Below are 24,666 nucleotides of genomic sequence, written 5' to 3'. Positions count from 1 at the left end.
CTCCAGCCGAAGCCGGGACAGGATGTTGCAGCCGTTCGCCTGCGGCACGCCCACCGGCGCGCCGCCAGCTTCGACTAAAAGGTGTGATAGATACCGACGCGCACGTCGACCTGCTGTCCCGCCAGCGACGGCGCGAAGCTCGCGCCGATCACGGGATCGACACCGGCCGATGCCTTCAGGTAGTCCGACGACACGTAGACCTGGGTTCGCTTCGACAGCGAGTAAAGCGCGGCCGCGGTCACTTGATTCCAGGCATGTTCTTCGAAGCTCGTGTGCTGATAGCCCGCGACCAGCTCGGTCGCAGGCGTCACCTGCCAGGTGGCGCCCCCTTCGTAGACGTGCATGACGGACGTTTCATTCAAGTACTTCAGCACCGTGTCGCTGAAGTTGCCGTACAGCGTGAAGTCGCCGATCGCGTAAGACGCGCCGACGCCCAACGTGCCAAGCGAGCGGATCTGGAAATTGGGCGCGAGGTCGGTGGCGACGTTGTTCGACACGCTCGCTACCGGCAGGCCGAAAAACGTGTGCGTGCCGATCTGCGCGTACGGATCCAGAGTCGGTGTCGCGAGATAGGTGTACGCAGCCGCAACCGTCAGCGGACCGTTCGCATATTGCGCGCCTGCACTCCAGCCGCTGTTGTCGTGAAAGCTTCCCGCCGTGTTGCTGAATCCGTACATCGCACCGAACGTGAGCCCGCCAAACGACGGACTGACATATTTGACGGAATTCTTCAGCCGATCGTTGTTGGTGCGATCGAAGTCGCCCTGGTGAATGGCATAGCCGCTACCCGACGAGCCGATGTTGAACTGTCCGTAGTAGTCGGCGCTGAAATCGAACTGATTGCCGAACGAGACCGTGCCGAAGCGGGTTTGCAGCCCCACCCAGGCCTGCTGCCCGAACAGCGTGTTGGCCTGGCCCAGCTCTCCGTTGTTCAGGTTGAAGAGCGACGACAGCTTGAACAATGCTTTGTTTCCGCCGCCGAGATCCTCGGTGCCCGAGAGTATCCACAGGTTCGGAAACAGCACGCCGCTGTCCATCTTCGTGTTGCTGCTCCCTCCGTCTTTCGAGACATACGTGATGCCTTCATCGATCCTGCCCGAAAGCGTGACACTGCTCTGCGCGAACGCCGTGCTGCTGATTGCCGCAACGATCGACGCCGCGATCATCCTTCTTTTCATCTCCACCATTCCCCTCCATGTCAGCAAACCAGTAACTGGTGCATTTCGCACTCGATCTTTCGTCGATTCGCACTGCGAATTTATTTTTAATCTCGATTCCCTGTCGATGAAGCGATGCCGGTCAGTGGCAGTCGAAATCGATAGCGAATCGTTCGCCCTGTTGACCGCAATGATGCAATGCCTCGCCGCGGTTATCAGGGCACGCCGCATGCGGCGTCGTTACATGGATGCTACGGAAAACTCTGTCATGTGCGGTCGCCGAAAAGTCCCGCCGCTTGTCAAATCGTCTCTTTGTTGTGCCCGCCGACGCGGCAGCGATCAGCGGGCCTTCTCCGCATGCCGCCGGCCGAGCGCATCGGCCAGCACGGCGATCAGCAAGACAGCGCCCACTACCAACGGCTGCCAGTTCGCGTTGAGGTTCAACAGGTTCATCCCGTCGATGACCAGCGCGAGGATCACGCACCCGGACAGGGTGCCCAGCAATGACCCCGATCCGCCGAACAGCGACGCGCCGCCGATCAGGATCGCGGCGATCGCCGGCAGCAGAATCGGTTCGCCCATCGCCGAGTCCGCCGCGTTGACTCTGGCCAGGTAGACGATCGCGGCGATACCCGCCGTCAGGCCGCTGATCGTGTAGACGGCAATCCGGCGCCGGCGCACGGGAATTCCGGACAGCCGCGCCGCCTCGGCATTGGCGCCGATGGCATAGATCTCGCGGCCGAAGTTCAGACAGGCTGTGACAACCGTGCCGCCGATCAAAACGAACAGCATCATGTAGACGGGCAACGGCACGTGCCACCAGAATCCGGTGCCGAGCGCCCGAAATCCCTCCGGAAACCCGAAGATTTCGTTGCCGCCCATGTAGTGGAAGGCGAGCCCCTGCACGACCCACAGCATTCCGTATGTCGCCAGAAAAGGCGGCAGCCTCAGGAACGTCACGGCGAGCCCGTTCAGCAACCCGATCGAGGTGCCGCACGCAAGCGCGATCGCGACCGCCAGCACCGGCGATCCGCCCGACTTCATCACGCCGGCGGCAAGGCATGCGGACAACGTCATGTTGGCCGCAATCGACAAATCGAAGCCGCCGGACAGGATCACGAGCGTGAGGCCCGAGGCCAGCAGGAACATCAGGCTCGCCTGCCGCATCACGTTCAGCAGGTTCGCGGAGGTGGCGAATCCGTCAGTCGCCACGGCGAGCGCCAGCGCGATCGCCCCCACCAGTATCGCGCGAGAGATCAGCCCGGCGGGCTCCTCGCGCACGCGACGGCGGACATCGAACTGGCCCACTTGAGCCCACAGGGACCGGGAGTGATTCTGGATACTCATGCTTGCGCTCCAATGACGCGGGATTTGCGAACGCTGTCGACAACGACGACGAGCAGGACCAGCATGCCCACCGACACCACCTGAAGGGACGACTCGACGCCGAGCAGGTTGAGCGCATTGCGCAACACCCCGATCGTCACGACGCCCATCAGGGTTCCGAACAATCCGCCTTCGCCGCGCTCGAACGAGGTGCCCCCGAGCACGACCGCGGCAATCGCGTCGAACTCCATGCCGATCGCCGAGGTCGGTTCCGCGGCGTTCATACGGCCGACCAGCAGCAGCGCGGCAAGACCGGCAAAGAGGCCGCTCAAGGCGTAGATCGCGACGTGAAATGCCCTCGCCTTCACGCCTGCCAGCACGAGTGCTTCGCGATTTCCGCCGATGGCGAACACGTAGGCGCCGAACTTCGTGTGATAGAGCAGCAGATGCGTCGCCGCATAGGCCGCCAGCGCGCAGAGAACCGGAAACGGCACGCCGAGCGCCGACCACGCGTACAGCTGCGCGACGGCGGGCGTGCCGACCACGACGGCGTTGCCGTCGGTCAACGCGAGCGCGATGCCCTGCGAGATGCCGAGCGTGCCGAGCGTCACGACGAAAGGCGGCAGCCCGAGCCTCGCGATGAGCGTGCCGTTCAGCAAGCCGATCGCAATGCCCACCGCCGCCGCAATCAGCAGTGCGGCCGCCACGCCGAACCCCGCTCCCAGCGTCATGGCGAAAACCACACCGCACAGGCTAAGCAGCGCACCCACCGAGAGGTCGAGCCCTTCGCTGAGGATGACGAGTGTCATCGGCATCGCAATCATCACGAGCATCGCGATTTGCAGACCGATGTCGGTCACATTGGCGCGCGACGCGAATCCCGGCACGCCGATCGACGCAGCCACGGCAAGCACGGCGCTTGCCCACACGATCGACGGCAGCGGCCGCCCGCGCCGTGCCGTCTCGACTTTCCTGCCTTGCTTCCCATCGCGTGACATCGTTACCCTCCATGCATGGCCAGACCAAGAATGTTCTGCTCGCTCAACCGATCGCGCGGCAATTCGCCCGAGATGGCGCCCTCGCGCATCACGTACGCGCGATCGCAGACGTGCACGATTTCCGTGAGTTCGGAACTGATCAACAGCACCGCCGCACCCTCTTCGACCAGCCGCTCGATCAAGTTGAAGATTTCCGTCTTCGCGCCGATGTCGATGCCGCGCGTCGGTTCGTCGAAGATGAAGAGGCGGCAGCGGGCGCTGAGCCATTTGCCGATCACGATCTTTTGCTGATTGCCGCCGCTCAGGAACCGCGCGCGCTTTGCCGGATCGCCCGGCGCGATCCGCAGTGTCTCGATCAGCTCCTGCGTTGCGCGTCGCGCCCGCTCCGCGCGATACCAGCCTCTTGGAAAAAGCCGCCACAGGCTCGACGCGAGCAGGTTCTCGTGGACCGAGCGGTTCAGCGCCAGCCCTTCCTGCTTGCGGTTTTCAGGAATCAGGCCCACGCCCCGCGCCGTCACCTTGTGAGGTCCGCCCGTCACCGGTTCGCCGAAGATCTCGATGCGGCCGCCCTGAATCGGATCGGCGCCGAACACCGCGCGGGCCACTTCCGTGCGCCCCGCACCGACGAGCCCGGACAGGCCGACGATTTCGCCGCATCTGACCTGAAGATCGACGCCCTTCACACCGGTCGCGGTCGTCAGCCGCCGCACGTCGAGCGCGACTTCGCCGGGCGTGCCGAAATAACGCCGCCGATACACGGTTCCTACCTGACGGCCGACCATCAGCGCGATCAGTTCCTCGGCTGCCGTCTCGGCAGCCGGCATCGATTTCACGAGGCGTCCGTCGCGCAACACCGTCACGCGATCGCCTAGATCGAAGACTTCCTTCATCCGATGCGAGATATAGACGATCGCCACGCCGGCATCGCGCAACCTGTGAACGACGGCAAACAGCGCATCGGCCTCGCGGTCCGAAATGGCCGCGGTCGGCTCGTCCATGACGAGCACGCGCGCGTCGTGCGAAAGTGCCTTCGCGATCTCGACCATCTGCTGCTGCGCGACGCCGAGCTTCGCCACGTGGGCATGCGTGTCGTACGCGAGCCCCAGTTCGCGGAGCAGTGCCGAGGCGTCGGCGTGCATCCTGCGATGGTCGACGAGGCCAAGACGGTTGCGCGGTTCGCGCCCGAGATAGATGTTCTGCGCGATCGACAGATGCGGCACTAGTGAGAACTCCTGAAATATCACCGCGATGCCCAACCGTTTCGCGTCAGCCGGCGAGTCGATCGAGATCGGCTCTCCGTCGAAGAAGAACGCGCCGGAGTCGGCTCGATAGGCGCCGAACAGCACCTTCATCAGCGACGATTTCCCCGCACCGTTTTCGCCGAGGAGCATGTGGACTTCGCCGGGATACAGTCGCAGATCGACATCGGTCAGCGCGCGAACGCCGGGGAAGCTCTTGCAGATCTTGCGTAACTCGAGTCGCGGCACGCGCTCGGTCGAAGTCGTGGTTTCCATGTTCGCCTCCGGGGTGCTGACGGGGCGGCGACCACGGCGCGCGAGGCGCCTTGAGGCGCCGCACCTGAATGCGCCCCGCGTGGCCCGCCGTCGCGTCAATTGCTGGCCACTTCATCCCATGCCGGGCATTGCCGCTGGTCGCCGGGCACTTCGAACGGCGCGTAGTTGGTCTTGTCGATGACGATGCCCTTCAACAGGATGGTCTTCGGAACGGATTCCTTGCGAAGCGTTCGGACCGCCGCCATCGTCGCGATGCAGCCCATCTTGAAGCCGTTGAATTCGGCGGTAGCGAGCAGGCGGCCGTCCTTGATCGCCTTGACCGACTCCGGCACGCCGCCGATGCCGACCACCTTCGCCTGCTTCTGGCCGGCTGCCTCCAGCGCCTCGATTGCACCCATCGCCATCACGTCCGCCGCAGCGAGCACGCCGTCGATCTTCGGGTTCGCCTGGATCAGGTTCTCCGTCACCTGAAGGGCCTGCAAGCGTTGATAATTCGCCGGCTGCGAGGCAAGCAGACGGATGTTCGGGAATTCCTCGAGCGCCTTGCGGAAGCCCCGCACGCGTTCGTCACTCGTGGTCGAGCCCTTCACGCCCTCGAGGATGACGACATTCCCCTTGCCCCCCATGTTCGTGAACAGGTATCGCGCGATCTCGAGGCCGAGATTGAAGTCGTCCGCCACGACCACCGACGCGAACGTGCCGCCCGCGACCCGGTCGTTGTAGTTGACGACAGGAATGCCGATGGTGTTCAGCTTCTCAATCTCGGGCACCACGCCGCGCGGGTTCACCCCCATGAACAGCACCGCGCCCGGTTTCTTTACGCTCACATCCTCGAGCTCGCTCAATTGCTCCCCGAGGTCGTTGGGCCGCGTCGGCGCGTAATGGGTCACCGACACGCCAAGAAGCTTGGCCTCGGCATCCACGCCGGCGTGCACCAGCGCGAAATGCGGATCGACCTGGTTCTTGTAGAAAGCGGCAAGATTCTCGCCTGCCGCGAATGCGCTCGATGCATGAGTCACGCCAAGCGCGACGGCACATGCGATGGCGATGCGCCCCCGGGACCCCTTGCCTGCTGGCATCCGTTCTACTTTCAAGTTCGTCTCCCTCCACGTAAACCTGCACATTGCCGGCGCCGCGACGCGAAAGTGGCCTCGCCAGCGTCGCGGCACCGGCACTTTTGGATGCTTCCATGCGACCGTTTGCATCAATACCCACAAGTCGATTTATCGTGCCGACATCATCCCAGCAGCGGGTGTTTTGCAGTCGTGACGCACATCAAGCGGTGGGTTGCTTCAGTTTCATGCAAACGTGTGCATATGGTACCGACGCACTGCCCAATGTCAAAGCGTTTTAGTGCCTGAAAACGTGAGGGTTTTTACTGCGACATTGAAGGCAACCCTTTGCATCTATACAATCGGCCCAAAATCGACCAACGGGTTCCATGGCCAATACACCAGACACGCGCGGCACCGGCCGCGTGACCATTCGCGAAGTCGCCGCTGCAGCCTCCGTCAACGCTTCCACCGTGTCGAGAGTCCTGAATCCGGCCACGCGCCACCTGATCGGCGACGAGGTGGTGCGCAGAGTGCTTGCGGCGGCAAAGTCCCTCGGCTACCGCCAGAACCGGCTCGCCTCCGCGCTGCGCGGCGGCCAGTCAAAAGTGATCGGTGTTTGCCTGCCCGACATCGAAAACCCGGTATTTCCGCCGATCGTCTGCGGCATCTCGCAAGCGTTGGCGGCGGAAGGCTACGGCGTGCTGATCGCCAATGTCGTCGGCAAGCCCAAGGAGCAGGAGCGCATGCTCGAACAGATGCTCGAACGCCAGGTGGACGGACTGGTTCTCGCGACGGCGTCACGGCACGACCCGCTGGTACGCCGCTGCATGCGCGACGGCGTACCCGTGGTGCTCGTGAATCGCGGCGAGGACGGCGGGCAGGTTCCGGAAGTCGTCAACGACGACTTCCTGTCCATGAGGCTTGCGGTCGAGCATCTGGTCAAGCTCGGGCACACGTGCATTGCGCATTTGTCCGGGCCGGAGCGGCTCGCCACCGGCCTGTCCCGGCTTCAGGGTTTCCAGATCGCGACGCAGCAGCACGGCCTGAGCTCCACCGTCGTATTCGAGGCCGCGGAATTCACGCGCGAGGCCGGCCGGGTAGCATGCGAGCAGTTGCTCAAGGCCCACCGCAACGTCACCGCGATCGTGGCTGCCAACGACCTCATCGCGCTCGGCTGCTACGACGTGTTTGCCGCGCAGCGGATCGCGTGCCCCACGGACATCTCGCTGATCGGCCACAACGACATGCCGCTTGTCGACATGCTGCATCCCCCGCTGACGACGCTGCGGATTCAGCATCACGAGATGGGCCGGCAGGCGGCGCGCCTGCTGCTCGGCATGATTTCGACGCCGGGCGCCGCGCCGCTGCGCATCACGCTTGCACCCGAACTCATGGTTCGCGGATCGACAGCCGCGCCGCGCCAAGCCACCTCGCGTTCGCGCTCAGCCGCCTTGGCGCGCTGAGCCGCCGCCTTCGCGGCGGTCATGCCGGGTCCTGATGCGCCGGCGCGCGACGCCGCGCCAACCATTCACGCGGGGCATAGCCGACCTGCGCCTTGAAGAACGTTGAAAACGCGCTCGCCGTGAACCCTAGACCGCGAGCGATGTCCGCGACGGGAAAGTCGAGGGCCAGCGCACACATGCCGGCGCCGATCTGCGCATGTCTGCGCCATCGCCCCGCGCTCGTGCCGAGCTCGCCGACGAAGATCCGATGCAGGGTGCGGATGCTGACTCCCGCTTGACCGGCCACCTCGTCGAGACGCATGTCCCGGCGCGGATTCAGGATCAATGCATCGCACAGATTCGCGACACGGCTACGTGGCGACGGCATGTCGACGGCGAGCCCCCACGCCCCGTTTCCTGCGGCGCGCAGTTCGTCGAACAGCAACGCGACGGCCGCCTGCGGGGAGCGCGCGAGCGCCTGCCGTCCAGTTGCGGACAGGAGCGACGCCAGCACGCTCGAACAACGCTCGACTCGCCCTGGGCGAACGAATCCGGCGCTCAACGCGGGCGCAACCCGCAACTCGCACCATTGCGCCTCATAGGCCGCGTAGACGCGATACGCAGCCGCAGGCGGCAACCAGATGCCGCTGCCTCGCGTCAGGCAGTATGCGCGGCGTGCGCTGGCGACCCAGATCCCGCCTCGCCCGACATACACAAACCGTCCGCTGGCGTCACGCGGGAAATCGCGCCGTTCAGATGGCCCGAGTTGCACGTCCGCCACGTGGCAGGCGCGATCGCTCACGCGCGAAGCCTTCGCGAATCGCCGTCGCGCCGCATGCGCTCGCTCAACGCGAAGCCGGCCGCGCGAAAGGCATCGCAAGCAGCAGTCGCGCAGGCCGATCGGAACGGTTACGCAATGCACGGCGCTCACCTGGCGCGAGCCGGCACGAATCGAAGGTCCGCATTGCGACCTCCCCCTCGTCGGTCGATACGCAGACCTCGCCCGCGAGCACCACGTAGTGCTTTTCAACGGAAGACGCGTCCATCGTCGTGTATCCGCCCGGTTCCAGCGTGGACACGCCGAGCCACAACGATTCGGCCGGCCCGGCCTCGTGCCCCTGCAGCCGGACGCAGCGCATCAGAACGTGATTCGCGGGAAAGTACTCGGGGGCCTCGTCGAAGCGGGTCACGTTCATGGCTTGAGCAGCACCCGGTTGGCCGCGCCGCGATACACCGCCTGATAAGCCAACGTGGCATCGGCGAGATCAAACACGAAATCGCCATCGATCGGAAACGGCTTGAGCGTGCCTTGCTCGAAATGCGGCATCAGCACGTCGAAAATCAGCGCGCCGTCCTTGGCGTCGAGTGCGAGCGTATCGACGCCGACGTACGTGTGCTGCCCGCGATAGAAGGCGAAGATATCGAACGGCACCGGTCGCTCGATCGTCGAGATGAAAATCTGCGTGCCGCGAACCGCCATGGCCTTGTTGGCGCGCTCGAAATAAGGACTGCCCACCGTATTGAAAACGAAGTCCGCCCCGTGACCGCCGGTTACGTCGAGCACGACTTCATCGAAGTTGACCGATGACGCGTCGATCATTGCTACGTCGCCGCTGGCATGGCCGATGTAGCGCTGCTCGCCGCGCGCTACGCCCAGCACTTTCGCGCCCGCCATCGTCGCGAGCTGGATCGCGGCTTGACCGACCTTGCCGTTGGCACCGAGCACCAGCACCACGTCACCCTGCTTCACGCGGCCGGCGCGCCGCAGCCCTTCGAAAGCCGTGATGAACGGCACCCCGACGGCACCCGCTTCGTCCATCGTGAGATTGGCCGGCTTCTCGCGCACGCTGTGGGTGGGCACGGCGAGGTAGCGCGCATGCGTGCCGTCGCGCCGGATGCCCAGCTCGCCGCCGCTGCCCCATACGTGCATACCGAGCAGATGCGAGGGGCCGTCGATCACGCGGCCGGCGTAATCACGGCCGGGGGTGCGCGGCCACACCGCATGCGGCATGAGTCCGAGCGCCGCCTTCACGTCGCTCGGGTTCACCCCCGCACTCTCGATCTCGACGAGACACTCCGTAGCCCCGACCCGTGGAACGGATTGCGTATCGATGTGCAACGCCAGCGAATCGATGTCGATGCTTCTTTCCAGAATACGGACGTTTTTCATTCTACTAGGTCTCCTAAATGACGACGTAGGCAGGATTCGCTGCCTTGTAACGTTCAGCCAATGCCACGTATCTGGCGGCGGACGCCGCCAACCCCTCGCGTTCCTCGTGAGCCAGCGTACGTAGCAGTCTCGCCGGATTGCCGGCCCACAGCTCGCCGGCGCCGACGATTTTGCGGGACGTCAGTACGGCGCCGGCGGCGAGCATGCCGCCAGACCGGATAACAGCGCCGTCGAGCACCCGCGCGCCGAAACCCACGAAGCCTGCATCCTCCACGGTGCACGCATGCAGGATCGCGCCGTGCCCCACCGTGACGTCGTCCCCGATGATCACCGGCGAGCCGCCGGTCGTGCCGTGGATCACCGTGCCGTCCTGAATGTTCGTTCGGCAGCCGACCACGATGCGTTGTACATCCCCGCGCAGCACGCAGTTGAACCAGACCGATGCGGCGCGGCCGATCGTCACGTCGCCGATCAGCACCGCGCCGCGTGCAACATAGGCGCTCGGATCGACGACCGGCGTGCGAATATCGGGTGCGCCCTCCTTCATGCCAGCCCCAGCATGCCGCGCGCTTCGCGGCTGCTGGCCACCTCGCCGCCGAGCAGGCCGACAATCTCGCGCGCACGCGCGACGAGCGCGGCATTGCTTTCGGCAAGCACGCCCTTCTCGATGTAAATGTTGTCTTCCAGGCCGACCCGAACGTGACCGCCCGCGAGCCACGCCTGCGCGACGATCGGAAACTCGAAGCGGCCGGTGCCGAATGCAGACCAGACCGAGCCCGCAGGCAGCAGGTCGCGCGCATAAAGCAGGGTCTCAGGCGTGGCCGCGAATCCGTATTTGACGCCCATCACGATCGTCCAGAGGCCCGGTCCGTGGAGCACACCCGATTGGATCAGGTCACGCGCCAGGTGCATGTCGCCGGAATCGAAGATCTCGAGCTCCGGCTTGACGCCCGCCTCGCGAATGACGTTCGCCATGCGCGTCACGTTCTTCGGCGTATTGATGACGACGTCGCCTCCGGAATTCATCGTGTTCAGATCCAGGCTGCAGATGTCCGGCCTGAGCTCGAGAATGTGTTCGACGCGCTTTTCCGGCGGCAAGAGCGTGGTGCCCGGCGCCGCGACCTTCGGGTCGTTCTCGCTCGGTATGAAGCGCCCGCCGGGGCCCGTGGTGAGATTGATGATCAGCGCGTCGTCGACGGCGCGGATGCGTTCGATGACTTCGCGGTACAGCCGGATGTCCATCGAGGGCCGGCCGGTCTCCGGGTCGCGCACGTGAATGTGGACAGCCGCGGCGCCCGCCTGCGCGGCTTCTAGCGATGCGGTCGCGATCTGCCCAGGCGTGACCGGCAAGCCGGGATGCTGCTCGGGGCGCGTGATGTTGCCCGTTACCGCACAGGTAATGATGGTCTTGCGGGTATGCATGCAGGTCTCCGGGGGAATCAGATCAAGCGCCGGCCGCCGTCGACGACGATCGTCACGCCGGTGCTGAACGTCAGGTGGGTGGCGCACGCTTCGATCGCGGCCGCCACGTCGTCAGGCGTTCCGATTCGGCCGAGCGGCGTCGCCGCCGCCGCCTTGTCGTTGAAATCAGCGCCGCGCCCTGGCACGAACGCCGTGTCGACGACCCCGGGCGACACGTTCAACACGCGGATGCGCGGCGCGAGCGCGCGGCCGAGCGAGGCCGTCATCACGTCCAGTCCGGCCTTGGCCGCGCAGTACGCGATGTTGCTGCCGGAGCCGGTAGCGCCCGCGATGGACGACACGTTGACGACAAGGCCATCGCCCGACTCGTCCAGCAACGCGCGAAATGCGCGGACGGCTGCGAACTGGCCGCGCCAGTTGACCTTCATGATCTCGTCGATCAGCTCGTCGGTCAGCGCATCCAGATCGGCGTGCCTGACGGCTTGGGTAAAACCCGACGCGTTCACGAGAATGTCCGCGCGTCCGTATTGCGCGCGGACCTGCTCAGCGAGCGCGTTCAGGCTGCGGCTCTCCGTGATCGACGCGACTGCCGAGCCGTGCCCCGAGCCGGGCACGGCATCCGCTATCTGCCGCGCCTTCGTCTCGTCACGCTGGCCGACGACCACCACGCGCGCGCCCGCTTGGGCAAGACGCCTCGCGGTTGCGGCGCCGATCCCTCCTGTGCCGCCGAGAATGACGGCTACCTTTCCTTGCAGCGTACTGGACACCGGTATGCTCCTCTCTACTGAATGGGCGGCGTGGGATACGTCGGCGTCCCCTCGGCCAGGATGAAGTCGAAATCGAGCGTGTAGTACGCCTCACCGACGTCCGCGTGCGGCCCCGAACCGTTCTCATGACGCTCGAACACACCGACGAGACGGCGGTTCACGCCGAATACGACATCGGATTCGAGGTGCTCCGAATCGTCTGCAAACACCTGGGACACGAGCGTCGCGTAGCCTTCGGCGAAGATCGCGAAATGCAGGTGCGCCGGCCGGTATGGGTGGCGTTGCTGCAGCGCGAGCAGCGTACCGACGGGGCCGTCGGTCGGCACCGGATAGCCCGAGGGGCGAACACTCCTGAAGCTGAACGTGCCGCTTGCGGCCGTATGGAAATGGCCCCGCAGGTTCATCTCGGGCTGACTTGCATCTTGGTTCTCGTACAAGCCGACCGGCGACGCTTGCCACACGTCGACCTTAGCGTTGGGGACCGGGCGGCCTTGTTTGTCGAGCACGCGGCCGCGAACGAACAGCGGCGAACCGGGCGAGCCTTCGCACGCGATGCACTGGCCGCTCTCGTAGGTCGGCGAACCAGCGCGGTAGAACGGGCCGAGTAGCGCGGCCGGGGTCCGGTCGCTCGCGTCCGAGTTGTTCAGCAACGCTACCAGCGTCGAGAAGCCCAGCGCATCGGCGAGCAGGACGACTTCATTGTGTTTTTCGTTACATGCCTGCCCGACGTCTTTCAGGAATGCCAGGCCCTTTTCGAACTCTTCGTCCGTCAGCCGTACCTGATTCAGGAACGCATGGCCGTGATCGACGAGCGCGTCGACGATTTCCTTCAGCCTCGAATCACGCGTGCCGGACATGGCGGCCTTGACGACCTCGGTGACGGACGCCACGTCGTCGATAAGGCCTTTTGGAATGGTCAATTGGGACACGATTCAGCTCCTATGCAACCGTTTGCATAAACGCACTGAATATACGCGTCATTACGTGTCGAGAAATAGAGCGTTAACCCTAATCTCCGTACAGCGCACAATGCCGTCCCAAGGCCAGGGCTAGCAACCGTTTGCATCGCCAATTGCGGTCGTGACCCGCCTGATTGCTGCGGGCCATTTCACTCTTGAGGCACAGCCTCGCAATCAATGTCCGGACGATCCGGCAAGCGCTCATCGGACGTGCGGAGGGACCGCATGACCTCTTTCTTGCCGTCGTAATGGGCAATCAAATCAAACGGAATTTTGCGGCGGAAGTAGTAGAGGCACCGATGGAATGCGCTGGGATACAGGGACTTGCAGAGGCATTGCCACCCATGTGCCGGTTATGCGAAGTTGGCCGCCGTGATGCTCGCCGGCTTCGTTATGGCGGTTGTCAACGTAGTTGTGCCGGCGCCTGTGGCGACGGCCCATAGGTCGTAGCGCTGCGGCCGCCGGACCGCGACACACAGAAGGCCGAAACCAGCGCGGCGAACACCACATAGGCGCAGACCAGCCACGGCTGACCGCCGTTCGCCCGCAACAGCGCGATGGCGATGATCGGCGTGAGTCCGCTCGCGAAGATGCCGGAAAACTGATAGACAAATGAAATCCCCGTGTAGCGAATCTGCGGTTCGAACAATTCCGCGAAGAGCGCCGCCTCGGGACCATAGATCATCGCGTAAAAGATACCGAACGGGATGACGATAGCGGCCCATACCACGAGCAGGTGACTGGTCTGGTGGGACATCAGCCAGAAACTCGGATAGATCGAACAGGCGCAGATCACAGTACCCCAGAAGAAGGTACGCGTTCGGCCGAAGCGATCGGACAGATGACCGAACACCGGAATGAAAAAGCACATGACCACGGCAGCGGTCATCACGCCGATGAGCGCCTCGGCACGCGTCAATTTCAGTTGCGCGGTCAAGTATGTAATCGCGAATACGGCAAACATATTGAAGAACACGCCTTCGATAAAGCGAATGCCGAGACCGAGCCCCACCCGCTGCGCAGCAGTGCGCATCATTTCCATGAAGGGAATCTTGGCCTGCTCGCCGCGCGCTTTCACAGCCTGGAACTCGGGTGTTTCCATCAGCGTCAAGCGAATCCATAAGCCGATCGTGACCAGTACCACCGAAGCACCGAATGCGAGCCGCCAGCCCCAGGCGAAGAACTGGGCTTCAGTTAAGGTGTCGGACATCAACGCGATGAGACCGGAAGCGAGGCACAAGCCTATCGAGACTCCCATCTGAGGCAGGCTCGCATAGAATCCGCGGCGCTCCGGCGGGGCGTATTCGAAGGCCATCAGTACCGAGCCGCCCCATTCGCCACCTAGGCCGAGACCTTGCAACACGCGCAACAAGAGCAATAGCAGCGGCGCCCAGATGCCGATCTGCGCGAACGTGGGCACCAGTCCGATCGCCATGGTAGCGATACCCATGATCAGTAAGGAGACCACCAGCATGCTCTTGCGGCCGACACGATCGCCGAAATGCCCGAAAATGACGCCGCCTAACGGGCGCGCAACAAACCCCACAAGAAAAGTGGTGTAGGCGAGCAACGTGGAAACCAGTGGATCACTGTTCGGAAAATACAGCTTATTCAAGACAATGCCCGCGACCACGCCGTACAGGAAAAAGTCATACCACTCGATCGTCGTACCGATCACGCTCGCCAGCGCTACGCGTCGTAACATCCTGTTGCTATCAATCTCCATGATGCCTCCTCCTGGGAAGTTCCATCCATCTCGTCGTCGACCGTCGCGCCGAGCATGATTCGCTCGACAACGCTTTTCTCGTCGAACGTGTGCATCCGAGCCAACAGTGGAATCTCACGCGTTAAAGGCAATGGGGCGACAGCCGTCGTCAGCACTCCGAAATTCTAAGCCGGGTTCGACCGGCATCGATCAACTCGTCAGAAATCCGCCATCGACGGCGAGAGTCTGGCCGGTGATGAACGACGCCGCGTCGGAGGCTAGAAAAACGGTGGCTCGAGCGACGTCTTCGACGGTCGCGAGTCGTTGCAGCGGGAAGCGCGTCAACACGCGTTGCCGCACCTCGGGTGTCAATGCGGTTTTTACCATCTCAGTTTCGATCACGCCAGGCGCGATCGCGTTGACGCGCACCCCGTCCGCTCCGAGTTCGCGCGCCAGGCCCTTAGTGATGGAGACCACTGCCGCCTTCGTGGCGCCGTACCAGACGTTACCGATCGAACCGCCGCCGCGCATCGCCGACACCGAGGCAAGATTGATAATGACGCCGCGTTGGCGTTGCCGCATGCTGCCGGCAACGGCCTGCACGCAGTGATAGACCCCTGTGAGATTGACGGCGAGCAGCTTCTGCCAAGCCGGCTCCAAGGTTTCCGCGTAAGATCCCTGAGCCACTACGCCAGCGTTGTTGACGAGTACGTCGATGCCGCCACGCGTATCGATGATCTCGGTAACAACACGTTCCACCTCGCCGGCGTCGCACACGTCCATGCGTCTTGCGCAGGCATTCGCACCGAGCGCGCCGGCATTGCGCGCCAGGGCGACCTCCTCGACGTCGGTCAGATAGACCACTGCGCCTTGTGCGATGCAATGCCGCGCGATACCAAGGCCGATGCCACTCGCGGCACCCGTCACCAAGACGACGCGTCCGTCGAGTCTGATATCGATCGAATCCATGGTTGCCTCAGCGCCGTAGTTGCTTGCGTTACGCGCTTGCGGCAGTGCCGGTGCGCCGGTCGATGAAATTTGATGTCTCCATAGATTCATCATTGCACGGTCTGAATGCGAGTGCAATGATGGAATAGACGATTTCTCTGAGTGAAATAAATTAGTGAATAGGACTCTGACTAAGCCCCGTACTTTCGCCGATATCCGCCGAACAACTCCTCTTCCGTCGGCTCAACAGCCGGGATGACTCGCGAGATGCGCGTGATGTTTAAATAATGGCGGTAATTCAGGTTGTCGGAAATGCTGTTCCTTCCCCACGTGCCGCATCCCATCGATAACGAAAATGGCAAGCCGTTGTCAAAACTGCCGCCCGTGGCAAAGCAATGGGCCTGATTGACGATCACCCGGGATACAGGCATATCGAGGCCCAGACGATGCGGTCTCGCGTCGTCGGCGGTGTGAATGCCGATAGAGTGGCCCGCGCCCTGATACTGGTAAAGTTCGCGCACGCGTTCCATCGCATCGTCGAAGTCGCGCGCTCGATACAGCGCGAGCACGGGTGACAGTTTTTCGCCCGAAAAGGGAAATGCGTCGCCCACGCCGGTTTCTTCGACAAGAAGGCACGAGCACGCTTCGAACTCCCGCCCTTCGAGCCCGGCGATCGCCGCGATTTCACGTGCAGATCTCGCGGTCACCTGAGTCGAGAGTTTGCCATCCGGCCACATCGCGTCTTTCAAGCGTTCCTTCTGTGCCGGGGAGAGCATCACGCAGCCTTGGAGCTTTAACTGGCCCAGCAGCGCGTCATACACGCCGTCAACGATCACTGCACTGTTCTCCGACGAGCAACTGGTCGCGTTGTCGAAGGTCTTCGACAGCCTGATCTTCAGTGCCGCGTCGGCCAGATCCGCAGTCTCGTCGACCACCGTGGCGACGTTGCCGGCGCCCACGCCGATTGCGGGCGTCCCGCTCGAATACGCTGCGCGAACGTTGTTTTGCGATCCGGTGACGACGACGAGGTCAGCGCAGCGCATCAGTTCGGCTGTAGCCAACTTCGAGACCGGCGCGGGCAGTTGGGTCACGAGATCGCGCGGCGCGCCGACGCGGTCGAGCTCGGCATGGATGTACTCGAGAAGCAGCGAGCTAGTGCTGTGGCCCTTCGGGGACGGCGACACGATAATGGCGTTGCGCCCTTTCAACGCGTTGATGATCTTGTTTGCCGGGGTAGCCGCCGGATTGGTCGACGGCGTGACGGCGGCCACCACGCCGACCGGCCGCGCGATTTCGACGATCCCTTTGTCCGGATAGACCGCGATGACACCGACGCTCTTCGCATCGCGAAGATCCCTCAGCAGGCCCATGGTCTTGCGGCGGTTCTTGATGAACTTGTCGGGGACGTTGCCAAGGCCGGTATCCCTCACCGCCTGTTCGGCAAGTGCCTGGTTATGCAACGGATCGACGATCGCCCACCCCGCTGCGGTCACGACCTCGTCGACCTGCCCCTGTGAATAGCGCTCGTAGATACGCTGCGCAGCGCGCGAGCGCGCGATCAGTTCACCCACGCCATAGTCCTGCGACGATTGCTCAGTTTGTGATGTAGCCACAATGCCCCTCCGGTGTTCGACTAGGCCATGTGCCAGCCGTGGCTGACCACTACGGATTGCCCCGTAAGCGCGTTGGTTGGGAATGCCGCGAGGAACACCGCGACCCGCGCGATGTCCTCGACCGTCGTAAATTCGCCGTCGACGGTGGTGCCCAGCATCACTTCGCGCACCACCGCCTCTTCAGTGATGCCGCGCTCACGGGCAAGTACGGGAATCTGACTTTCGACGAGCGGTGTGCGGACGTACCCCGGACAAATCAGATTCGCACGCACGCCGTAGTCCGCCCCCTCCTTCGCGACCACCCGGCAGAGTCCGAGCAGCCCGTGTTTGGCGGCGACGTAAGGTCCCTTTTGAAGCGATGCTTCCTTCGCGTGGACCGATCCCATCAGGAGCACCGTGCCGCCGCGCTGTTGCGCGCGCATATGGCGCAGGCAGGCACGCGTCATCAGAAAGCCGCCGTCAAGGTGGATCGAAATAATACGTCTCCAGTTGTCGAACGTGACGTCGGCAATCGCGTCCAGATGCTGTACGCCGGCGTTGCTGACCAGGATATCGATTCCGCCCAGCGCTTGCGAGGCGGCATCGACACCGCGCTCGACTTCACCTTCGGATGTCACGTCAATGCGAACCGCCACAGCCGAGGACGGCGGAAGCCCGAGTTCGTCGACCACACGCTGCGCGGCCTCAAAGTCGATATCTGCGACGCATACCTTGGCACCTTCCCGCGCGAACGCGCGCGCAATTGCGGCGCCAATGCCGCTGCCGGCTCCGGTAATGAGCGCGGACTTGTCATTGAGCTGCATAACTCCCCCTGTTGAATTGGGTCAGACCGGGTCGCGCCTTCACCGGAACAGCGCGACCGTCGACACACTCATCAGCAACGCCAGTGCGAGTAGCCGAAACCTGGTTTCACTGACCCGCGAGAACAGATACGTGCCGATCACGATTCCGCCATAAAAGCACGGCGCCATCGCCAGCGGCGACAACGGACCATCAAGGACCGGGATGCCTTGTGCCCGCAGCATGACGAGTGCGGCGACGGACATGGCGGCAACGCCCAGCGTCAGGTTCGAGCGGGTGACGACCACCGGGTCCGAGCCGGACAGCAAATACAGAATCATCGGCGGCGCGCCGATGCCGGTAGCCCCGAGAAGCGCTCCGCAGAGGGCACCTAGCCCGACCAACAGGCTGACCGGTCTGGGTCCGGAATACCGCACGCCCTTAAATAACAGCGCGGAAGACACGATCACCAGAACGGCGATGCCACGCCGCAACACGTGAGGATCCGCATGTACGAGCAGGTATCCCCCTAGCGGCAACGTGACGAACGAGGCCGCACAGATAGGGGCAATCGTGCGGTAGTGCGCAAGCCCGGCGGCCTTGATGAGCATCGGCGTGGCAGCGAACGCTTCGAGCAGCAAGACGGCCGGGACGACCTGTTTCGGCTCGAACACCATGGTGAGCAGGGGCGTCATGATCAACGATCCCCCGAACCCGGTCATGCCACGCACCACGCCACCGGCAGCGGCGACGAGCATGGACACGACGAGCAGATGGCTCACCGCCGGCTCACCAGAAATCCAACCCGCACCCCATTCATCAATACGCTCCCCGATAGCCGTCCGTTTACTGCTCCACCTGGAATTCGTCGTGGATCAGGTTGCGCAGCTCCATTTTCAGGTCGATGAATCTCGGATCCGCTTCGCTGCGCGGTCTCGGCAGATCCACCTCGATATTCGCCTTCACCCTGCCCGGCCTGCGGGTCAACACAACGATGCGGTCGGACAGGATGATCGCCTCTTCGATGCTGTGCGTGACCAGCACCATCGTCTTTCTTTGGCGTGCGTCGCTCGACGCGAGCATGCGGCCCAGTTCCTCCTGCATCATCGCTCGGTTCTGCGCGTCGAGTGCGGCGAAAGGCTCGTCCATCAGCAGCACATGGGGTTCCACTGCAAGTGCGCGCGCAATCGAAACACGCTGCTTCATGCCGCCGGACAGCTGATGCGGATAGCGCTTTTCGAATCCGCTTAGGCCAACGAGGTCAATGTGACGAGACACGATGGCTTCACGATCCTGCGCGGGGATTTTCTTCATTTCCAGACCGAACGCAATGTTTTGTTCGACGGTCATCCACGGAAAGAGTGCGTAGTCCTGAAAGACAATGGTCCGTTCCCAGGTTGGCTTGCCCACCGGCTGCCCGTCGACGAGAACCTGTCCGCGCGTAGGCCTCTCGAAACCGGCCAACAGGTTCAGCAGCGTAGTCTTGCCGCAGCCGCTATGGCCAAGGATCGAACAGAATTCATGATCCTTCGCCTCGAAATTCACCCTCTCCAGCGCGAGAACCGCGTCATCGTGGGCGCCGTGGCCCGGATATTCTTTGCAGACGTTGGCGATTCTTACTTCGCTCATGCTTGCCTCCATTGCCGGACGGGCTGCTTGGCAGCGTCACTTGGCGACTGCGCGCGACCACGGCAGAAGCCGTCGCGTCACGAGCTGTATCACGCGGTCCATCAGTAAGCCGACCAGTCCGATGGTGACCATGCCGACCAGGATGTAGTCCGTTCTCAGCACGGTCCTGGCATCGTTGATCATGAACCCGAGACCGGAGATCGCGCCCACCAGTTCGGCCGCCACCAACGCCATCCAGCCGACACCCAAGCCGATGCGGATGCCCGTCATGATCTGAGGCAACGCCGCTCTGAGCGCCACACGCCAAAGGATCTTCCATTCCGGTGCACCCAGACAGCGCGCGGCGCGAATGAGATTGGGTTCGATACCTTTGACCCCGGCGATGGTGTTCAAGAGGATCGGAAAGAAGATGCCCAAAAAGATGATGAATTGGTTCTGCGTGTCGCCGATGCCAAACCAAAGTATCGACAGCGGAATCCAGGCGAGCGGCGGAACCGGGCGCAAGATTTCCAGGACCGGATCGAGTTGCTCCTCGACCATGGGCCACCAGCTCATCGCGATGCCGATCGGGATCGCAATGGTGGCCCATACGAACGCCACAAGTTCGCGCCGGACACTGTCCTCGAGGTTGCGCAACAGGTCCCCGGAACGGATCAGCTCCCAAGCGGCCGCAAACATGGCCGTCGGCGGTGGAAGCAGCGTCCGCGTGGTGTCACTCAGCACATAGACGCTGATGCACTGCCAAAGCACAAGCAGCCCTGTAAGGAGGATCAGCCGTCTAAGTCGCCTGGCGAAACGCACGAGCGGCGCGGGTGGCTTGGCAGCGCCGAGCGTGGCCCGTTTCGATATGCCCGTCATCTCCATCTTTCCTCCTTGCGAATCATCACTGGAACGTGGCCACCTGCCTCGGCGGCTCGAGGCAGCAACAACACGCGTGTTGCTTCACGGGTTGTATGTCTCGCCACCGAACGCCCAAGGCTTGACGAGGTCACCGGTCTCGGGAAAAGGTTGCGGCTGCTTCAAATCCTGCTCGGTCCAGTAATGCGGATAGGGCACCTTGTCAGGTCGGCCCTGCCAATCGGAGGGAATGAACGGCGGCTGCTTCGGCACGGCCCAGCCGAGCTTCGCGAACGACTTGTCCATAAAGCGTGCATCGACGGCAGCTGCAAAGTCCTTCGCGCTCATTTGCTGCTCGATGCGCTTATGCTCGTAGAGCCATTTGAATATCGGCTCATTCGCAGCGCCCCAGAATTGCGCGTGCGGATAGATATAGGTTGGCTTGTAAAGGTTGTTGTAGGCCTTGACTTGCTGCAATAAGAGCGTCTTCGAGTAGTTCTTGAGATTGGGGTCCTCGGTCATGAGCTGCGCGGCTTTTTCCGGGTAAAGTCGAATCCACAGCGTTGCCTCCGCAAACGCGTCGGACATCGCCTGCACGACGTCAGGCACGTGCTCGATGAGTTCGGCGCGAACATAAAATTGCCCCTCGTACATGTTGTACGGAAAAATCGTGTCCACGATCCGCCCCGTCTTACGCTCATCCACAATCATGCTGGCGGTCGGATCCCATGAGGCCACGGCAGCAAGCCCCTTGGGCATCGCCATCTGATCGCCAGGCGCCATGTTCTTGAGAACGATGTCCTTGCCGATCGTCACGCCATTCACTGCTGCTGCCATTTGAATGTAGAACTCGGCAGACGAGCCGGTCACCAGGCCAATGGCCGCCGGCGGATTGCTGCCCTTTAAATCTTTGAAACTTTTCAGCGTGGAATCGTCGGGAACGACCAACGCGTGCAGAAGGTTGGGACTCTCGATGGCAATAGCTTTGACCGGTACGCGTTTGTCCAGTAGCGACGTGAACGGGAAGTTGCCGCCACTCGCCGCCTGGAACCGGCCGGAGACGATGACCTCGTTGATGGCGGGACCCGACGCGAACGCCTGGAATTTCGTCTCCAGCCCGCGCTGCTTGAGCAAGCCTTGCCGGTCCATCACGATGTTGGTCGCGTTCTGCCCTGACCACGGCGCCTGATAGGCGATCTTGAGCGGCCACCAACCCTGGCTCTTGAGCCACTCGATCGATTTCGGCGAGACCTGTTCATACGGTACTGGCCAGCCCCATTCAGTGAACTTTTGTTGCGCGAAACCGAGCGACGGCGACGCAAGCAACACCAGCAATCCCACGATCCTCCACAGCCATGGACGGCAGACTCCCGCCACATTCCCTATGCGTTCCATCGTTGTCTCCTCGTTCACAACAGCGTGAGCCCTTACCCGAGCCGGCATTCCACTTCCCTGACGCTGAGTCCGCGCCTTCTTGCTGCATTGCCACGTTTATGCTGAGAGCGTCATGTCGGTGCCGGCAAATCGGATGCGTGCGTAGTTAATGTCGCTGCGTGACCCCAAGTAGCGAATGAGCTCGTGCAGCGGCGAGGTCTTGTATTGGTAGCTCGGCGCGGATCTTCTAAGCGGTTCGAGCAGCGGTTTGTCGAAGAATGCACGAAGAAGAATGTCCTCGTCGCTAGCCGACTTGCCTAATTCGGCGCGCAATCGCGGAATCCATGGCGCGACGTGTTCCCCGGGCCGCTCTGTTACGACCTCAGATGGCTTTATGTTCGCTCGCTCCAGGAACGACTGCGACGGCTGCGCCGCCAGCCCGCCGTAGTAGCCCATCGCATACTTGCGCACCTCATCCGGAATCGTCTTGTACCGTTCGCCCTGCACCACATTCAGAACTGCTTGCGTGATGATGTACTGAGCAAAAGGACTCACGAGAATCGGATAGCCGAGGTCCTGCCGGACTTGAGCCGCCTCCTCAAGGATCTCAGGCAATCGCGCCTGCATCCCCATCGTCTGAAGTTGCGACTTGAGATTCGAAATCATTCCGCCTGGCACCTGATGCTGATAAAGCGCGGGATCGTAGCTCGCAACGATGCCCCGAGGTTTGCCCTCCCGTTCGGCGAGCCAGCTGAAGTAACCCGACACTTCCCGCAGCGCGTCTTGATCGATGCCGGTGTTCAGTCCAAGCCCGCGCGATCGGGCGTCGATATCCTCGGTAGCCGGCAGCGATGCGCCGTTCGCAAGCGGCTCCACGGCTGTATAGCCGAACTTGAAGCCGCTTTCAATCGCAACCTGGTAGACCTCGGGCGCCAAGCCAGACTGGCAATGCGAGTGCAATTTCAGCGGGATGTCATCGGCCGCGGCGACTACCGCAGGAAAGAGCGTTCTTGCGCGCTCGGGCGTGAGCAGGCCGGTTGGGTCTTTGATCGATATGAAATCAGCCTTGAGCGCGACCAGTTCCTTGGCGCGCGCGACGTAATATTCATCGGTGTGCACCGGACTGAGCGAATAGGTCATCATAGTGTTGACCTTCATGCCGGCATCATGGGCAGACTTGACTGACGATTCGATGTTGCGGTTGTCATTGAGCGCATCATAGACCGTCAACACCGAGATCCCGCGTTTGGCCAAGGCTTCGGAGTTCAGCGCGACGATGTCGTCAGGAAAGAGTTCAAACGTATAGAGGCTTTGGCCACGCGTCAATGCATCGCAAGGCGTCGCGAACCGTTCGCATAACAAACCGATTCGCTCCCACGGGTTCTCCTGCAAATAGCGCACGCACACGTCGAACACGGCACCGCCGAGGATATTGATATAGGCGTACCCGATCCGGTCCATAGCCGCCAGTATCGGCGTCATCATCGCCGTCGTCATGCGCGTCGACCACAGGCACTGATGCGCGTCCCTGAGCGTGACGTCCACCAGCCCGAATGCGCCGGCGGCCACGTTTGGCTTGCCGAGGTTGCCACGCGTCGATGTTGGCTGAATCATTTCGTCTCCAATACGGTTTCCTCGACAAACTTCGTATGCACGTCGCCGCGCCTGAACTGCTCATTGCGCAGCAACGACTGATGAAACGGCAAGGTCGTCTTGACGCCATCGATGCGCATCTCCCACAGAGCGCGACGCATGCGTTCGAGCGCCTCGTCACGGGAATGGCCCCACGCGATGACCTTCGCGAGCAGCGAGTCGTAGTAAGGAGGGATTGGGTACCCAGTAAAGATGTGTGAATCGACACGGATTCCGGGACCGCCCGGTGCATGAAAATGCTGAATCGTCCCCGGGCACGGAGCAAAGCCGTTGTCTGAGTCTTCCGCGTTGATGCGGCACTCGATCGCATGCCCCCGAAAACCGATGTCAGCCTGAGTCAACACAAGCGAATTGCCCTGCGCAATGCCGATCTGTTCTTTCACGATGTCGATGCCCGTCACCAGCTCGGTGACCGGATGTTCAACCTGCACGCGCGTGTTCATTTCCATGAAATAGAACTGTCCGGTGGTGCCGTCGAGAATGTACTCGATGGTCCCCGCATTCTTGTATCGGACATGTCTGCACAGCCGCACCGCAGCTTCCCCTAACTGCTTGCGCACTGCGTCATCGAGTACCGGCGAAGGGCTTTCTTCAACGAGCTTTTGATTGCGCCGCTGGATCGAGCAATCGCGCTCGCCCAGATGCAAGACATTCTGCCCATCGGAGAGGATCTGGATCTCGATATGACGTATCGCGGTCAAGTACTTCTCGACGTAAATCGAATCGTCGTTGAACGCCGCCTTGGCTTCGCGCGCGGCATTGAGAAACTGGCTTTCGAGCTCCTCCTCGGCCCATACGATACGCATGCCGCGCCCGCCCCCGCCCGCTGCCGCTTTGAGAATGACCGGATAACCGAGCGTCGCGGCAACTGCTTCGGCATGCGCAGCGTTATCGACCGTGCCGGTCGATCCCGGCGTCGTCGGGACGTCGGCCTCCTGCGCCATGCGTCTTGCCATCGCCTTGTCGCCCATCAGCGCGATCACTTCCGCAGACGGTCCGATAAAAGTCACGCCCTCCTTTTCGCACAGCCTCGCAAAATGCGCGTTCTCCGACAGAAAGCCGTATCCGGGGTGGATCGCATCGGCACCGTGTATCAGCGCAGCAGAGACAATGAACTCCGCATTCAGATAGCTTTGAGCTGAGCGCGGCGGTCCAATGCACACGGCGCGGTCCGCAAGGCGTACCGCGAGGGATTCCCGGTCAGCATCCGAATACACTTGCACGGTTTCCAGTCCGAGCTCTTTGCATGCACGAATGACGCGCACAGCAATCTCACCGCGATTTGCCACCAGAACTCGCTTAAAAGGTTTTGCCATC

24 protein-coding genes are annotated in these 24,666 nt (G+C 62.5%); 1 reads left to right on the top strand and 23 read right to left on the bottom strand.

The window, feature by feature from the left end; translation table 11 throughout:
- Positions 1–74: 74 nt before the first annotated feature.
- The 5 genes from J3489_RS05235 to J3489_RS05215 form a co-directional block, all read right to left on the bottom strand.
- A complete protein-coding gene (locus J3489_RS05235; protein ID WP_242539799.1) occupies positions 75–1,178 on the bottom strand; it encodes a porin in 1,104 nt (367 codons plus the stop codon).
- A gap of 318 nt (positions 1,179–1,496) precedes the next feature.
- The gene (locus tag J3489_RS05230; RefSeq protein ID WP_206996655.1) at positions 1,497–2,504 is read right to left on the bottom strand and encodes an ABC transporter permease; all 1,008 of its coding nucleotides are present in this window, start codon (positions 2,502–2,504) and stop codon (positions 1,497–1,499) included.
- On the bottom strand, positions 2,501–3,481 hold the full coding sequence (locus J3489_RS05225) for an ABC transporter permease (protein WP_206996654.1): 981 nt from the start codon (positions 3,479–3,481) through the stop codon (positions 2,501–2,503). The genes J3489_RS05230 and J3489_RS05225 overlap by 4 nt, the downstream gene beginning before the upstream one ends.
- A 2-nt stretch (positions 3,482–3,483) precedes the next feature.
- The gene (locus J3489_RS05220) at positions 3,484–4,995 is read right to left on the bottom strand and encodes a sugar ABC transporter ATP-binding protein (protein ID WP_206996653.1); all 1,512 of its coding nucleotides are present in this window, start codon (positions 4,993–4,995) and stop codon (positions 3,484–3,486) included.
- A gap of 95 nt (positions 4,996–5,090) precedes the next feature.
- Complete coding sequence (locus tag J3489_RS05215) at positions 5,091–6,089, bottom strand: sugar ABC transporter substrate-binding protein (protein WP_206996652.1); 999 nt, start codon at positions 6,087–6,089, stop codon at positions 5,091–5,093.
- A 347-nt stretch (positions 6,090–6,436) separates the two neighbouring features.
- On the opposite strand from J3489_RS05215, the gene J3489_RS05210 reads away from it, so the two are divergent.
- Entirely contained in the window at positions 6,437–7,513 is a 1,077-nt protein-coding gene (locus tag J3489_RS05210) for a LacI family DNA-binding transcriptional regulator (RefSeq protein ID WP_206996651.1), read from the top strand.
- Between the two features lie 19 nt (positions 7,514–7,532).
- On the opposite strand, the gene J3489_RS38535 is transcribed toward J3489_RS05210, so the two are convergent.
- From J3489_RS38535 to accC, 18 genes are all read right to left on the bottom strand, one after another.
- Complete coding sequence (locus J3489_RS38535) at positions 7,533–8,294, bottom strand: helix-turn-helix domain-containing protein (RefSeq protein ID WP_206996650.1); 762 nt, start codon at positions 8,292–8,294, stop codon at positions 7,533–7,535.
- Positions 8,295–8,337: 43 nt separating this feature from the next.
- Positions 8,338–8,688, bottom strand: a complete 351-nt coding sequence (locus tag J3489_RS05200; RefSeq protein WP_206996649.1) for a cupin domain-containing protein — start codon at positions 8,686–8,688, stop codon at positions 8,338–8,340.
- On the bottom strand, positions 8,685–9,662 hold the full coding sequence (locus J3489_RS05195; RefSeq protein ID WP_206996648.1) for a quinone oxidoreductase family protein: 978 nt from the start codon (positions 9,660–9,662) through the stop codon (positions 8,685–8,687). The genes J3489_RS05200 and J3489_RS05195 overlap by 4 nt, the downstream gene beginning before the upstream one ends.
- Before the next feature lie 13 nt (positions 9,663–9,675).
- Positions 9,676–10,209 carry a gamma carbonic anhydrase family protein gene (locus J3489_RS05190; RefSeq protein ID WP_206996647.1) on the bottom strand — a complete coding sequence of 178 codons (534 nt, stop codon included), beginning with the start codon at positions 10,207–10,209 and terminating at the stop codon, positions 9,676–9,678.
- Positions 10,206–11,084, bottom strand: coding sequence for a beta-keto acid cleavage family enzyme (locus J3489_RS05185; RefSeq protein WP_206996646.1), 879 nt, complete (start codon positions 11,082–11,084; stop codon positions 10,206–10,208). The genes J3489_RS05190 and J3489_RS05185 overlap by 4 nt, the downstream gene beginning before the upstream one ends.
- 17 nt (positions 11,085–11,101) lie before the next feature.
- Positions 11,102–11,851: an SDR family NAD(P)-dependent oxidoreductase gene (locus tag J3489_RS05180; protein WP_206996645.1), complete on the bottom strand. Its 750-nt coding sequence runs from the start codon at positions 11,849–11,851 to the stop codon at positions 11,102–11,104.
- Positions 11,852–11,865: 14 nt separating this feature from the next.
- Entirely contained in the window at positions 11,866–12,708 is an 843-nt protein-coding gene (locus J3489_RS05175) for a dioxygenase family protein (RefSeq protein WP_206996938.1), read from the bottom strand.
- Positions 12,709–12,959: 251 nt separating this feature from the next.
- Positions 12,960–13,130, bottom strand: a complete 171-nt coding sequence (locus J3489_RS38745; RefSeq protein WP_374193429.1) for a DUF6538 domain-containing protein — start codon at positions 13,128–13,130, stop codon at positions 12,960–12,962.
- Between the two features lie 83 nt (positions 13,131–13,213).
- Positions 13,214–14,536, bottom strand: coding sequence for an MFS transporter (locus J3489_RS05170; RefSeq protein WP_206996644.1), 1,323 nt, complete (start codon positions 14,534–14,536; stop codon positions 13,214–13,216).
- Positions 14,537–14,725: 189 nt separating this feature from the next.
- On the bottom strand, positions 14,726–15,484 hold the full coding sequence (locus J3489_RS05165) for an SDR family NAD(P)-dependent oxidoreductase (protein ID WP_206996643.1): 759 nt from the start codon (positions 15,482–15,484) through the stop codon (positions 14,726–14,728).
- Positions 15,485–15,654: 170 nt separating this feature from the next.
- On the bottom strand, positions 15,655–17,076 hold the full coding sequence (gene sauS, locus J3489_RS05160; RefSeq protein WP_309491339.1) for an acylating sulfoacetaldehyde dehydrogenase: 1,422 nt from the start codon (positions 17,074–17,076) through the stop codon (positions 15,655–15,657).
- 20 nt (positions 17,077–17,096) lie between these two features.
- Entirely contained in the window at positions 17,097–17,879 is a 783-nt protein-coding gene (locus J3489_RS05155) for a 3-hydroxybutyrate dehydrogenase (RefSeq protein WP_206996642.1), read from the bottom strand.
- Between the two features lie 39 nt (positions 17,880–17,918).
- The gene (locus J3489_RS05150) at positions 17,919–18,638 is read right to left on the bottom strand and encodes a sulfite exporter TauE/SafE family protein (protein ID WP_206996641.1); all 720 of its coding nucleotides are present in this window, start codon (positions 18,636–18,638) and stop codon (positions 17,919–17,921) included.
- Positions 18,639–18,702: 64 nt separating this feature from the next.
- Positions 18,703–19,485 (bottom strand): ABC transporter ATP-binding protein, encoded by a 783-nt coding sequence (locus J3489_RS05145; RefSeq protein WP_206996640.1) that lies wholly within the window; start codon positions 19,483–19,485, stop codon positions 18,703–18,705.
- A gap of 36 nt (positions 19,486–19,521) precedes the next feature.
- Positions 19,522–20,349: an ABC transporter permease gene (locus J3489_RS05140; protein ID WP_206996639.1), complete on the bottom strand. Its 828-nt coding sequence runs from the start codon at positions 20,347–20,349 to the stop codon at positions 19,522–19,524.
- Between the two features lie 78 nt (positions 20,350–20,427).
- Positions 20,428–21,765: an ABC transporter substrate-binding protein gene (locus J3489_RS05135; protein WP_206996638.1), complete on the bottom strand. Its 1,338-nt coding sequence runs from the start codon at positions 21,763–21,765 to the stop codon at positions 20,428–20,430.
- 48 nt (positions 21,766–21,813) lie between these two features.
- Positions 21,814–23,265: a pyruvate carboxylase subunit B gene (locus J3489_RS05130; protein ID WP_206996637.1), complete on the bottom strand. Its 1,452-nt coding sequence runs from the start codon at positions 23,263–23,265 to the stop codon at positions 21,814–21,816.
- Positions 23,266–23,306: 41 nt separating this feature from the next.
- Positions 23,307–24,665, bottom strand: a complete 1,359-nt coding sequence (gene accC / locus J3489_RS05125) for an acetyl-CoA carboxylase biotin carboxylase subunit (RefSeq protein ID WP_206996936.1) — start codon at positions 24,663–24,665, stop codon at positions 23,307–23,309.
- Between the last annotated feature and the right edge of the window lies 1 nt (position 24,666).

This window comes from Trinickia mobilis, from assembly GCF_017315705.1.
Classification (GTDB): domain Bacteria; phylum Pseudomonadota; class Gammaproteobacteria; order Burkholderiales; family Burkholderiaceae; genus Trinickia_A; species Trinickia_A mobilis.
Note: the sequence above shows the minus strand (reverse complement) of the source record. Positions and strands in the feature narration are given on the sequence as shown.